This is a genomic window from Streptomyces sp. NPDC057702, assembly GCF_042799315.1.
GTDB lineage: Bacteria > Actinomycetota > Actinomycetes > Streptomycetales > Streptomycetaceae > Streptomyces.
In genome coordinates this window covers 134210-147546 of record NZ_JBHVJC010000002.1, presented here as the reverse complement: position 1 = coordinate 147546, position 13337 = coordinate 134210, and the positions used below count along the sequence as shown (strand labels likewise).

Annotated in this window: 10 protein-coding genes; 8 read left to right on the top strand and 2 right to left on the bottom strand. The window is 72.7% G+C overall.

What is annotated here, in order from left to right:
• Positions 1 to 154: 154 nt before the first annotated feature.
• Positions 155 to 1123, bottom strand: a complete 969-nt coding sequence (locus ACFVFR_RS02025) for a DUF2470 domain-containing protein (RefSeq protein WP_383697100.1) — start codon at positions 1121 to 1123, stop codon at positions 155 to 157.
• 55 nt (positions 1124 to 1178) lie between these two features.
• On the opposite strand from ACFVFR_RS02025, the gene rpsD reads away from it, so the two are divergent.
• Together rpsD and ACFVFR_RS02015 are read left to right on the top strand one after the other, a co-directional pair.
• A complete protein-coding gene (gene rpsD / locus ACFVFR_RS02020) occupies positions 1179 to 1790 on the top strand; it encodes a 30S ribosomal protein S4 (RefSeq protein ID WP_176164998.1) in 612 nt (203 codons plus the stop codon).
• A 231-nt stretch (positions 1791 to 2021) separates the two neighbouring features.
• Positions 2022 to 2753, top strand: a complete 732-nt coding sequence (locus tag ACFVFR_RS02015) for a VOC family protein (protein WP_383697097.1) — start codon at positions 2022 to 2024, stop codon at positions 2751 to 2753.
• Positions 2754 to 3222: 469 nt separating this feature from the next.
• On the opposite strand, the gene ACFVFR_RS02010 is transcribed toward ACFVFR_RS02015, so the two are convergent.
• Positions 3223 to 5451 (bottom strand): ATP-binding protein, encoded by a 2229-nt coding sequence (locus tag ACFVFR_RS02010; protein ID WP_383697095.1) that lies wholly within the window; start codon positions 5449 to 5451, stop codon positions 3223 to 3225.
• Positions 5452 to 5751: 300 nt separating this feature from the next.
• Here ACFVFR_RS02010 and ACFVFR_RS02005 point away from each other — a divergent pair, with 300 nt between their 5' ends.
• The 6 genes from ACFVFR_RS02005 to ACFVFR_RS01980 all read left to right on the top strand — a co-directional run bounded on the left by ACFVFR_RS02005 (position 5752) and on the right by ACFVFR_RS01980 (position 13271).
• On the top strand, positions 5752 to 6222 hold the full coding sequence (locus ACFVFR_RS02005) for a DUF948 domain-containing protein (RefSeq protein ID WP_383697092.1): 471 nt from the start codon (positions 5752 to 5754) through the stop codon (positions 6220 to 6222).
• Positions 6223 to 6227: 5 nt separating this feature from the next.
• Entirely contained in the window at positions 6228 to 6611 is a 384-nt protein-coding gene (locus ACFVFR_RS02000; protein WP_383697090.1) for a DUF6167 family protein, read from the top strand.
• The gene (gene alaS, locus ACFVFR_RS01995) at positions 6611 to 9280 is read left to right on the top strand and encodes an alanine--tRNA ligase (RefSeq protein WP_383697087.1); all 2670 of its coding nucleotides are present in this window, start codon (positions 6611 to 6613) and stop codon (positions 9278 to 9280) included. Before ACFVFR_RS02000 ends, alaS begins: the two co-directional genes overlap by 1 nt.
• Before the next feature lie 384 nt (positions 9281 to 9664).
• Entirely contained in the window at positions 9665 to 10129 is a 465-nt protein-coding gene (ruvX, locus tag ACFVFR_RS01990) for a Holliday junction resolvase RuvX (protein WP_383697398.1), read from the top strand.
• A 126-nt stretch (positions 10130 to 10255) separates the two neighbouring features.
• Positions 10256 to 12403, top strand: a complete 2148-nt coding sequence (gene mltG / locus ACFVFR_RS01985; RefSeq protein WP_383697085.1) for an endolytic transglycosylase MltG — start codon at positions 10256 to 10258, stop codon at positions 12401 to 12403.
• A gap of 22 nt (positions 12404 to 12425) precedes the next feature.
• Positions 12426 to 13271, top strand: a complete 846-nt coding sequence (locus ACFVFR_RS01980) for a shikimate dehydrogenase (RefSeq protein WP_383697083.1) — start codon at positions 12426 to 12428, stop codon at positions 13269 to 13271.
• Positions 13272 to 13337: the final 66 nt, after the last annotated feature.

Below are 13337 nucleotides of genomic sequence, written 5' to 3'. Positions count from 1 at the left end.
CGGGTGGGCGGGAGTTGGTGCGACGGCGACGCGGGCCGGTGGGCCCGGCGGCGCCGGGCCTGACGGGTTCGGGGTGCGGGGAGGAGGGCGAAGCGTGGGGGGAGCGGGTGGCGCGTACGAGGGCGGGTGGCGCGCGGCACGGACGGGCGCGCGGCTACCGGGCCGCGGCCTCGAAGAGGGTGTGCATCGCGCGCCGCAGCTCCGTCACGTCGCGCACGGGTTCGGGGAAGTCGAAGCGGGCGTCGAAGGAGCGCCGGGTGGCGTCGGTGAACCTGACTCGCAGGCCGAAGCGGTTGAGGGAGACGGGCGCCGCCCGCACGGCGCGCCCGGCCGCCGCGCGCTCGGTGTCCGCGTGTCGCGCGCCGGGTTCGCGCGCCGCGTCGCAGTCGGCGCCGGCGCGCTCGCCGATGAGCGAGCACAGCAGGTGGACCTGCTCGCTGTGCGCGGCGTGCAGGTGCTGGAGGAGGTCGGCCTCGTGGGCCACCAGCGGGTCAGGACTCGCGGCGGCGAAGGCGTCCGGCTCCACGGCCTCGGCGCCCCACAGGTCGTCCACGCACGCCTCGCCGACCTCGAGGCGCAGCAGCACCCAGGCGGGTCGGCCGCCGGAGCGGTGGGCGGTGGGCGGATGTGGCGCGTCGTCCATGCCCAGGATCTCGCCCACCGGGTGCCGCTCGGCGAGCAGCATGGCGCAGACGGCCCGCTCCTCGCTGCGGACGGGGGTCAGCCAACCGCCGACCCAGGCGCGCCCGCGCACGCGATACGGCACCGAAACGGGTGCTACGTCCGTGATCTCCATCACGCACGAGAGGTCGTCGTCCTGCGCGTACGCGGCTGCTCGGGCGGCTGGAGATCCGCCGGGGACCAGCAGTAGCACGTCTCCGTCGGGCATGACGGTGCGGGCTGTGGGGATGCCGGCGTCGAACTCCTCAGACTCCTCGATTCCAGGAATCGAGAGAGAAGCCGTAGCCTTGGACTCCACGAGGGTTCGTACGCGCTCGGCAGCAGTAGGTTGCCGGGCGTCTTCCGCGGGGCGCGGCTGACCCACCTCAGTGCCTTCAGGCCCGGAGTCGTCTGACTCCGTGCTCTGGGCGGCGCTCGATGTGGGGCTCCCAGGTCGAAACATACGTTCTCCTCAGCTAAGGTAAGCCTAACCTAACTTACACGGAGGTTCGTTCCACGTGAACCAGTCGCGCCCCAAGGTCAAGAAGTCGCGTGCGCTCGGCATCGCACTGACTCCCAAGGCCGTCAAGTACTTCGAGGCCCGCCCCTACCCGCCGGGCGAGCACGGCCGTGGCCGCAAGCAGAACAGCGACTACAAGGTCCGACTCCTTGAGAAGCAGCGTCTGCGCGCTCAGTACGACATCAGCGAGCGCCAGATGGCCCGTGCCTACGACCGCGCTCGGAAGGTCGACGGCAAGACGGGCGAGGCCCTGATCATCGAGCTTGAGCGCCGCCTGGACGCGCTCGTCCTTCGGTCGGGCATCGCCCGGACCATCTACCAGTCGCGGCAGATGGTCGTGCACGGTCACATCGAGGTCAACGGCCGCAAGGTCGACAAGCCGTCCTTCCGCGTCCGCCCGGGCGACGTCGTGATGGTCCGCGAGCGCAGCCGCGAGAAGCACCCCTTCCAGGTCGCCCGTGAGGGTGGTTACGACACCGACGGTGAGACGCCGCGCTACCTGGAGGTCAACCTCAAGGCGCTCGCGTTCCGCCTCGACCGGGACCCGAACCGCAAGGAGATCCCGGTGATCTGCGACGAGCAGCTCGTCGTCGAGTACTACGCCCGCTAAGCCCAGCTCAGCAGGCAGGCCCCGCCCGGCAAGGGCGGGGCCTTCTCGCGTTCACGGGGCCGTGCGCGCCCGCGCCACGCCCGGCACCGGCACGTACGCGTACGGTCCGGCCCCTCCGCGCCGCGGACCCGGCGCGAAACTCGGATGCGGGTGCCCGATGCCCGATCTAGGCTGCGCTCGCGCGGCGGGCGAGAGGTGCCGGCCGACGGGGGAATCGGAGTCGCACGGGGTATGACCAGCCAACTTTTCGCGATCTGCGTCAACACGACCCAGCCGGCGGGCCTGGCGAGGTTCTGGGCCGGGGTGTTGGGCTGGGAGCTGGTCGATGACGGCCCGGACGGCACCGCCGCGATCCTGCCCCCGCGCACCGCCGACTTTCGTCTGCGCTTCCTGCCGAGCCAGCGGCCGAGGGCGGGCCGCAACCGAGCGCACGTCGATCTCACCAGCGCCTCGGCGGCGGACCAGCGGCACACGGTGGCCCGCGCGATCGAGCTCGGCGCGACCCACCTCGACGTGGGTCAGCTCCCGGAAGAGGGGCACGTGGTGCTCGCCGATCCGGACGGCAACGAGTTCTGCGTGATCGGGCCGGGCAACGCCTTCCTCGCCGACACCGGCACCATCGGGGCGCTGGCCTGCGACGGCACACGGGAGGTCGGTCTGTTCTGGAGCGCGGCGCTGCGGTGGCCGCTGGTCTGGGACCAGGACCAGGAGACCGCGATCCAGTCGCCGGACGGCGGCACGAAGATCACCTGGGGTGGGCCGCCGGTGGCGCCGAAGACGGGCGAGAACCGGCTGTTCCTCGAACTGGCGCTGCCCGCCGACGCCGACCGCTGGACGGAGGTCGACCGCCTGCTCGGGCTCGGCGCCACGCTCGCGGAGCCCAGTGAGCCCAGCGGGGCCGACGATCGGACGCCGCTGCTCGACCCCGACGGCAACGAGTTCGTCCTGCGACGAGTTCGGTAGCGGGCACCCGGTTCGCCCGGCGCACGCCAAACGCACCGCCACCGCACCGGTGGGCTCGCCGCATGCCCAGCCCGCCACCGCACCCATGGGACCGCGCCGCGCAATCGGCCCGCGCCCGCCACCGCACCGGTGGGCTCGACGCACACCGCGTACGCGCGGATCGGCGCCGCGCCCCGGATGCGACCTCCGCCCCGCTCGCGGCGCCGCGCGGCGAACCCCGACCGCAGCCTCTCGTGGCCGACCTCGCGCGCCCCGCACCGCGCGTGATCGGCCTCGCCCGACCCCGTACGACCTCGCCGTCGCCCCTGCGGGTGCTGCCGACCCCGGCGTCCCGCCGCGCGGTGTGACCGGGGACCCAGAGGGAGTGGTGGGGAGTGCGCCGTACGCCCACCACGGGGCGCCGTTCAGCGCGAGCGGCCCCCGTCCGCGCCGCCCTGGCGGCGGCGTGGCGGGGGCCGGGTGGGCGCGGTCAGGCCGTGGGTTCCTCGTCGGACTCGGCCGGCGGGGGGCCGGCCGGCTGTCGGCGGCGCAGGGCCGCCGCCGCGCCCGCGGCCCACTCCTCGGCCGCCCGGCCCTCGCTGGCCCGGTCCTCCTCGGGCCACGGCCGCCCGGCCACCCCGCCCGCCTGGCCGACCAGACTGGCCGGCCGACCCCGGCCCCGCTCCAGGACCTGGGCCACCGCCGCCCTGGGGCCGGCCCGCCGCCCGTCGCGCTGGGCCGCCTCGTACCCCGCGTCGCCGAGCACGCCCTTGGCCCGCGCGGCGCACCGCTCGTGCCGGCCCCGTAGCTGTGGGGAGCGCAGCGGCTCGCCGGCCAGGTCACGCCAGCCGGCCAGGGCCGCGCCCTGCAACTCGGCGGCCCACTGGGGCGCGTCGAGCACCACCAGCGGCGCCAGCCGTTCCAGCGCGAGTGTCATGCCGAGCAGGTCACCGAACTCCTGCTTGATCTCCAGGCAGGACACCAGCAGTTCGCGGGCCTCCTCGTCCTCACCCCGCTCGGCCCGCGCGCAGGCCAACGCGTACAGGGCGTACGAGCGCACCCACCGCTCCCCGGTGTCCGTCGTCACCTGTCGGGCGTCCTCGGCCAGCGCCAGGGCCGCCTCCGTGTCGCCCAACAGCGCCAGCGCCAGCGCCAACTGCACCTGGGCCAGCAGGACCAGGGCGTTGAGCTCGCCGCGCGCGCGGTAGCGCTCCAGGCACTCGCGTAACAGGGCCACCGCGCGGGGCAGGTCGTCGTTGACGAGCGCGGTCGCGCCGAGCATCTGGGTGGCCAGCGCCGCCGCGCTCTCGTCGCCGCTGCGGTCGGCCAGTTCGCGACACTCGTGCAGCGCGGTCAGCGCGGCCACCGCGTCACCGCGCGACGCGGCCGTCAGGCCCACCGCCCACAGCGCCTTCGCGCGCGGCTCGGGCTGGTCGCCGCCCAGCTCCAGCGCGCGTTCCAGCCAGCGCTGCCCCTCGGCCAGCCGCCCGCAGCCCACCCAGTAGAACCACAGCGTGCCGGTCAGGTACTGGCCGATGTGCGCGTCCTGTGGGCTCTCCAGGCTGTACTCCAGCGCGAGCCGCAGGTTCGGCAGCTCCGCGTCCATGCGCCGGGCGACCTCCGCCTGGCGCAGGCTGAACCAGTCCAGCTCGCACCAGGTGGCCAGGCCCAGATACCAGTCGCGGTGTCGTCCGCGCAGCCGCTCGGTCTCGCCCAGCTCCGCCAGCCACCGGGCGCCGTACGCGCGCACCGGGCGCAGCAGCCGGTAGCGGGCCTGGCCGACGTGGGCCGCCGGGTCGTCGCGGACCACCACGGAGTGCGCGACCAGGCCGGTCAGGGCTGACAGCACCTCGTCGGCGGGCAGGTCGGCACCGGAGCACACGTACTCGACGGCGTCCAGGTCGAAGCCGCCGTCGAACACCGAGAGCCGCGCCCACAACAGCCGCTCGGCGGCCGTGCACAGCTCGTGGCTCCAGCCGATGGCCGTGGCCAGGGAGCGGTGGCGGTCCGGGGCGCTGTGACCGTCGCCGGTCAGCAGCCGCAGCGGGTCCTCCAGTCGCGACAGCACCTGTTCCAGGGAGAGCGTGCGTAACTGGGCCGCCGCGAGCTCGATCGCCAGCGGTACGCCGTCGAGCCGTCGGCACACCTCGCTGACCACCTCGCGGCCCGCCGCCGCGGTGAAGCCGGGCCGCACGGCCGCGGCCCGGTCGGTGAACAGCTCCACGGCGTCGGGCCACACCGGCAGCCCCAGCAGCGGCAGCAGCCGCTCCCCGGTGATCCCCAGCGGGCGCCGGCTGGCGACGAGCACCCGCAGCCCGGGCGCGCGCCGCAACAACTCGGCCACCAGCGCGGCGCACCGCTCGCTCAGGTGCTCGCAGCCGTCGAGGACCAGCAGCGTCTCGCCCTGCGCGAGGCGTCGCGCCAGTGCCTCGCGTGGGGAGCGGCCACGGGGCGCGATCAGCCCGAGCGCGTCGAGCACCGCGTCCTCGGGAGTGCGGTCGGCGGGGAGTTCGGTCAGGTCGACTAGCCACATGCCGTCGCAGAAGCGATTCCGCATGCGCTTGGCCACGCGCAGCGCGAGTCGGGACTTGCCGACCCCGCCGCCTCCGGTGATGGTCACCAGGCGGGCCCGGGAGAGCAGGCGCCTGGCTTCGGTCAGTTCCACGGACCGCCCGACGAAACGGCTGACCTCGGCGGGCAGGAGGCCGGCTCTTGTCACGGGGGAGGAGGGGCCAGGCTTGGATGATCCGGGACGCGGAGCATGTCGCATAAAACACGGAGCGTACTCAACGGTATGCGGGCCGTACAATCCCCTCCCGTACGGCCCGGCCACCCCGCGCGCCCGCGTCGGAAGTGGCTGTGGCGAGCGTCAATGCGGTAGGGCCGACGAGCCACGGCGCGATAGGGTCGGTGTCTGCCGCCCGCGCCCGCGATGCCCCACCGCCCGCGAGGGCCGGCCGACCGCGACGCGGCGACAACAGTCATAGACGAGTCAGAGTTCAGCAGGGAGCGGTGCGACGTGTCCGGTGGAGAAGTGGCCGGGATTCTCGTGGCCGTCTTCTGGGCGATCTTGGTGTCGTTCCTCGCCCTTGCGCTGGTGAGGCTCGCCCAGGCGCTCAAGGCGACCACCAAGCTGGTGGCGGACGTGACCGAGCAGGCCGTGCCGTTGCTCAGCGAGGCGTCGGCCACCGTACGTTCGGCCCACACCCAGCTCGCCCGCGTCGACTCGATCGCCGCCGACGTGCAGGAGGTCACCTCCAACGCCTCCGCGCTGTCCTCCACCGTCTCCTCGGCCTTCGGCGGCCCGCTGGTGAAGGTGGCCGCGTTCGGGTACGGCGTGCGGCGGGCCATCGGCCGCAAGGGCGAGCCCACCGAGCGCACGACCGTCGTCGTCGGCAAGGCCGTGCCCTCCGCCCGGCGCGGTACCCGCCGTGCGCGCGGCGCGAACCGGGGCACCGACCGGAGCACCAACCGGAGCAAGAAGGACTGATCGCGATGTTCCGCCGCGCATTCTGGTTCACCACCGGCGCCGCAGCCGGCGTGTGGGCCACCACCAAGGTCAACCGCAAGCTGCGCCAGCTGACTCCCGAGAGCCTGGCCGCGCAGGCCGCGGACCGGGCGGTGGAGACCGGGCACCGGTTGAAGCAGTTCGCGATCGACGTACGGGACGGAATGAGCGACCGCGAGGCGGCGTTGAACGACGCACTGGGACTCGGTGGGGGCCCCGACATCCGCGAGCTGCCCGCACAGCGCGCGCAGGTGCTGGAGTCGAAGACCTACCGCCCCGCGAGCATGACCACGGAAGACCCGGCCCCGCGCCGGGAAGACGACTGGAACGACCGGGACAACGACCGGACCAACCGGAAAGAGGGCTACTGATGGAGTCGGCCGAAATCCGCCGCCGCTGGCTACGCTTCTTCGAGGAGCGGGGGCACACCGTCGTGCCGTCGGCGTCGCTGATCGCGGACGACCCGACACTGTTGCTGGTCCCCGCGGGCATGGTGCCCTTCAAGCCGTACTTCCTCGGCGAGGTCAAGCCCCCCTTCGACCGGGCGACCAGCGTGCAGAAGTGCGTGCGGACGCCTGACATCGAAGAGGTCGGCAAGACCACGCGGCATGGCACGTTCTTCCAGATGTGTGGCAACTTCTCCTTCGGTGACTACTTCAAGGAAGGCGCCATCACGTTCGCCTGGGAGCTGCTGACCAGCTCGCAGGACGACGGGGGGTACGGGCTGGACCCCGAGAAGCTGTGGATCACCGTCTACGAGCACGACGACGAGGCCGAGCGTATCTGGCGTGAGGTCGTCGGCGTGCCCGCCGAGCGCATCCAGCGTCTGGGCATGGGCCCCAACTACTGGTCCATGGGCGTGCCCGGCCCGTGCGGCCCCTGCTCCGAGATCAACTACGACCGTGGCCCCGAGTTCGGTGTCGAGGGCGGCCCGGCCGTCAACGACGAGCGTTACGTGGAGATCTGGAACCTGGTCTTCATGCAGTACGAGCGCGGACCGGGCTCCGGCAAGGAGGACTTCCCGATCCTCGGGGAACTGCCGAGCAAGAACATCGACACCGGCCTCGGCCTCGAACGCCTCGCGATGATCCTGCAGGGCGTGCGCAACATGTACGAGACGGACACCCTGCGCGTCGTCATGGACGCGGCCACCACACTGACCGGGGTCGCCTACGGCGCGGGCACCGACACCGACGTGGCCCTGCGCGTGGTCGGTGACCACATCCGCACCTCGGTCATGCTCATCGGCGACGGTGTCACCCCAGGCAACGAAGGCCGCGGGTACGTGCTGCGTCGCATCATGCGCCGCGCCATCCGCAACATGCGCCTGCTGGGCGCCACCGGGCCGGTCGTCGGCGCTCTGGTGGACGTTGTGCTCACGACGATGGGCGAGCAGTACCCGGAGCTCCTCACGGACCGCAAGCGCATCGAAACGGTCGCCCTGGCCGAGGAGAACGCCTTCCTCAAGACCCTCAAGTCGGGCACCAACATCCTGGACACGGCCGTCAGCGAGACCAAGGCCGCCGGCTCCACCACGCTCGGCGGCGACAAGGCGTTCCTGCTGCACGACACGTGGGGCTTCCCCATCGACCTGACCCTGGAGATGGCGGCCGAGCAGGGGCTGAGTGTCGACCAGGACGGCTTCCGCCGCCTGATGAAGGAGCAGCGGGAGCGGGCCAAGGCCGACGCCAAGGCCAAGAAGCAGGGCCACGCCGACCTCTCCGCCTACCGCGCGGTCGCCGACGCCTCCGGCGCCACCGTCTTCACGGGGTACGCGGACACCGCGGGCGAATCCTCGGTGGTCGGACTGCTTGTGGACGGGATCTCCTCGCCCGCCGCGCACGAGGGCGACGAGGTCGAGGTCGTCCTCGACCGTACCCCCTTCTACGCCGAGGGCGGCGGCCAGCTTGCCGACACCGGGCGTATCCGACTCGACACCGGGGCCGTCGTGGAAGTCCGCGACGTGCAGCAGCCAGTGCCCGGGGTGAGCGTGCACAAGGGCGTGGTGCAGGTCGGCGAGGTCACCGTAGGCGCCGGAGCGTACGCCCAGATCGACGTCACACGTCGGCGCGCCATCGCCCGTGCCCACAGCGCCACCCACCTCACTCATCAGGCGCTACGGGACGCGCTGGGCCCGACGGCCGCGCAGGCCGGCTCGGAGAACTCTCCTGGCCGGTTCCGGTTCGACTTCGGCTCGCCCGCCGCGGTGCCGGGCTCGGTCCTCACCGACGTCGAGCAGAAGATCAACGACGTGCTCTCCCGTGAGCTCGACGTCACCGCCGAGGTGATGAGCATGGACGAGGCGAAGAAGCAGGGCGCCATCGCCGAGTTCGGCGAGAAGTACGGCGACCGGGTGCGCGTGGTGACCATCGGCGACTTCTCCAAGGAGCTGTGCGGTGGCACTCACGTGCACAACACGGCCCAGCTCGGACTGGTGAAGTTGCTGGGTGAGTCATCGATCGGCTCGGGTGTCCGCCGTGTGGAGGCCCTGGTGGGCGTCGACGCCTACAACTTCCTCGCCCGCGAGCACACGGTGGTCTCGCAGCTCACGGACTTGGTCAAGGGCCGTCCCGAGGAGTTGCCGGAGAAGATCTCCGGGATGTTGGCCAAGCTCAAGGAGGCCGAGAAGGAGATCGAGCGGTTCCGCGCGGAGAAGGTCCTCCAGGCCGCGGCCGGCCTGGCCGAGGGAGCCGAGGACGTGCGGGGTGTGGCGCTGGTGACGGGCCGAGTGCCGGACGGTACGGGGGCTGACGACCTGCGCAAGCTCGTCCTGGACGTACGCGGTCGCATCCAGGGCGACCGGCCCGCCGTCGTCGCGCTGTTCGCTGTCGCCGGGGAGCGTCCGTTGACGGTGATCGCCACCAACGAGGCGGCGCGCGAGCGCGGTCTCAAGGCCGGTGAGCTGGTGCGGACGGCCGCCAAGACGCTGGGGGGCGGCGGCGGCGGCAAGCCGGACGTGGCCCAGGGCGGTGGGCAGAACCCGGGCGCCGTCGACGATGCGATCGCCGCCGTGCGGCGCCTCGTCGGCGAGCAGGCGTGAGGGGCGCCGGTCCGGTGTGATCGGCGGCGCGTGTCAGGCGTGCGGGGCCGGGCCCCAGTGCCGCGCGTTGCGGTGTGACGGTGGGGTGGCCGGCCGCGTCGGGCGGCTGGCCAGGTGCGGTGGGCGTTCTTCCGGGCGGTGTCGGTGGCCGGTCGGGTGCGGGGGAGGACGTGGGGTGTGGCGGGGTTGGCCGGTGGGGGGGAACGCCACTCGGCCGGCCGATGCCGGTCCGGTTCGCGTGAGTGCACTCGACCGGGCGAGCCGGCGGCGGGCCCGAGAGCGCGGGTTTCGAGGCCGCGCGAGCGGTGGAGCGACGGCTTCGGGGTGTGTGCAGGACGGGCAGAGCGAGAGCGGGGACGAGAGGGCATGAGCGAGGAACGGCCCATGCGGCGCGGGCGACGGATCGCCGTCGACGTCGGGGACGCCCGGATCGGGGTCGCCTCGTGTGACCCGGACGGGGTCCTGGCGACGCCGGTGGAAACCGTGCCGGGCCGTGACGTCCCGGCGGCGCGGCGCAGGCTGGTGGCGATCGTCGAGGAGTACGAGCCGATCGAGGTCGTCGTCGGACTGCCCAGGTCGCTCCGGGGTACGGAGGGGCCGGCCGCGGCCAAGGTGCGCGGCTTCGCGGACGAGCTGGCTCGCGCGGTGGCGCCGGTGCCGGTGCGGCTGGTCGACGAGCGGATGAGCACGGTCACCGCGACCCACGGACTGCGTGCCGCGGGGGTCAGGAGCAAGAAGGGCCGGTCCGTCGTGGACCAGGCCGCCGCCGTCGTCATCCTGCAGAACGCGCTGGAGACCGAGCGCGCGTCGGGCCGTCCTCCGGGAGAAGCCGTCGAAGTGGTCATCTGATCGCGGTACGGTAACGTTCCGCGCGGCATGGCAGCCGTTCGAATCCCGGGCGTCGTGATAGCCCGGCGGAGCGAACCCCGCGCCTTGGGCGCGTACTGGCTGCCGCAGCGCGGCACTAGGGGATTGATGACTGAGTATGGCCGGAGCTCCGGCTCCCAACCGTGGGACCCCGAGGACCCCCTGTACGGGGACCCGGGGTGGCACGGGCAGCAGGCCGCGGGTGGTCAGAGCCCCTACGGTGACCAGGCCCAGCACTACGCGCAGCAGCAGGATCCTCTCGCGCGGCAGCAGTACGGCTGGGACGCCTCCCAGGGTTCCGGTGTGCCCTACGGCGACGGCGGCCCGGGTGACCCGTACGCGCAGGCGCAGCAGCAGGGCCAGGTCGGCGACCCCTACGCCACCGGCCAGCACCAGGCTCAGCCCCACGACCCGTACGGGACGGGCCAGCATCTGACCCCGCCGACGGACCCCTACGGCACGGGCCAGCAGCAGGTGCCCCAGGCCGACCCGTACGGAACCGGCCAGCACCAGAGCTCGCACCCCGACCCCTACGGGACGGGGCAGCACGCCCTGTCGGTCGACCCCTTCGCGACGGGCCAGGCCGACCAGCACGTCGACGGCTACCCCGGGGGCCAGCCGGGCCACCCGTACGGCGGCGAACAGGGCGACTACTACGGAACGCCGGAAGGATATCCGGCGCCGGGGCCACCCCCGCCGCAGCACCACGGCCAGCCCGGCCAGCCTCATCAGCCCCAGCACCCCGGCCAGCCGCAACAGCCCGGTCAGCATCCACAGCCCGGCCAGCACTCACAGCCCAACCAGCACGCGCCGCAGGACCAGTACCCACAGGACCCGCACGCGCCGCAGGGTCAGCGCTCGCGGCGGCGTGCGGCGCGTGGGCAGGAGCCGACGGGGCACGCCCCGCAGGAGCCGGTGGACGACTGGCGCGCCGAGCCCGGGGCCGAGGCGTACGAGCCCGAGACCTACGAAGCCGAGCCCGCGTTCTTCGCGGACGAAAAGGACTCCCCGGCCGTCGACGAGGGGCGGGGCGGCCGGCGTGGCGGTGGGCCTGAGCGCGACGGCGGTCAGGGCGACCGCGAGGGCGCGTACGACGACGCGTATGACGACGATGTCAGCGATCCGCGTGAGGAGCGCCGGCAGAACCGGGAGCGGCGCAACAAGAAGACCAAACGCCGTAGTGGCATGGCGTGTCTGGTGGTCACGGTGGTGCTGGGCGGCGTCGTGGGCGGCGTCGGGTACTACGGCTACCAGTTCTGGCAGAGCCACTTCGGGGCCGCGCCGGACTACGCGGGCGAGGGCACCAACGAGCAGGTGCAGATCGACATCCCCGAGGGCACCGGCGTCGCCGCCATGGGCGACATTCTCCAACGCGAAGGCGTCGTCAAGAGCAGTCGAGCGTTCGTGGACGCCGCCAACGGCAACCCCAAGGGGGACCGTATCCAGGCCGGGACGTACACCCTCAACAAGGAGATGTCGGGCGACGCGGCCGTCACGATGATGACCGACCCCGCGGCGCTGAACTCCCTGATCGTCACGGAGGGCATGCGTAACAGCGCGGTCTACACGGCGATCGACAAGAAGATCGGCGCCGCCGAGGGCACCACCAAGAAGGTGGCCGAGAAGGAGTACCGCAATCTCGGTCTGCCCGCCTGGGCGGGCAAGGACCCCGAGCTCAAGGACCCGCTGGAGGGGTTCCTCTTCCCCTCGCGCTACAGCGTCGGCAAGGACGCCGACCCCGCCGAGGTCCTGCGCAAGATGGTCAAACAGGCCAACAAGAAGTACCAGAGCATGGGTCTGGACGAGGCCAAGGCCCGGGACCTGGGGCTGTCGTCGCCGTTCGACATCGTCATCATCGCCAGCCTCGTCAACGCCGAGGGCATGACGCACGACGACTTCCGCAAGATGGCCGACGTCGTCTACAACCGGCTCAAGCCCGACAACGTGCAGACCAACGGCCTGCTGGAGTTCGACTCGACGTACAACTACATCAAGAACCAGAGCAAGATCGATTTGACCACGCAGGAGCTGCGCAAGTACGACAACCCCTACAACACGTACCACGACACGGGGTTGCCCCCGGGGCCCATCGGGAACCCCGGCGAGGACGCGGTGAAGGCGACGCTCAAGCCCGACCGCGGCGGGTGGTACTACTTCATCTCGGTCGACCTGAAGACGACGAAGTTCACCAAGACCTACGCCGAACACGACAAGCTGGTCGACGAGTTCAACCGGAAGCGCCGCAGCGGCGACTGATTTTGGGGGCGGGGACAGAAAGATGCCGGACGATCGCAGGGCGGCGGTCCTAGGATCGCCCATCGCGCACTCGCTCTCGCCGGTGCTGCACCGGGCCGCGTACGACAAGCTGGGGCTGACCGGCTGGCGGTACGGCCGACACGAGGTGGACGAGGCCGGGCTGCCGGCCTTCCTCCAGGGGCTCGACCGCGCCTGGGCCGGGCTCTCGCTGACGATGCCGCTCAAGCGGGCGATCATCCCGCTCCTGGACGAGATCAGCGAGACCGCCGCCTCGGTGGAGGCGGTGAACACCGTGCTGTTCACCGCCGAGGGACGCCGGGTCGGCGAGAACACCGACATCCCCGGGATGCTCGCCGCCATGCGCGAGCGCGGCGTGGAGCGCGTGGAGCGGGCGGCGGTGCTGGGTGCCGGGGCCACGGCCTCCTCCGCGCTGGCCGCGCTGGCCCGTATCCAGGTCGGCGAGGTCACCGCGTACGTGCGCGGGCCCGCTCGCGCCACCGAGATGCGGCAGTGGGGCGAGCGCCTGGGGGTGCGCGTGCGGACGGCCGACTGGGCGGACGCGGCCGAGGCCATGAGCGCCCCGCTGGTGTTCGCGACCACACCGGCCGGCAGCACGGACGCGCTGGCGGCGGCTGTGCCCGAGCGGCCCGGCGCGCTCTTCGACGTGCTCTACGACCCGTGGCCCACCCGCCTGGCCGCCGCCTGGTCAGCGCGCGGGGGAGCGGTGGTGGGCGGGCTCGACCTGCTGGTGCACCAGGCGGTGTTGCAGGTCGAGCGGATGACCGGGTGCGCCGCCGCGCCCCTGGCGGCCATGCGCGAGGCAGGCGAGGCCGCGCTCGCGGCGCGCCAACGACCGACGGCGCACTAGCGCGGAGCGCCCGACGAAACGCGCGCCGGAGCCCGTACGCCGTGCGCCCGACCGGCGGCACGGGGC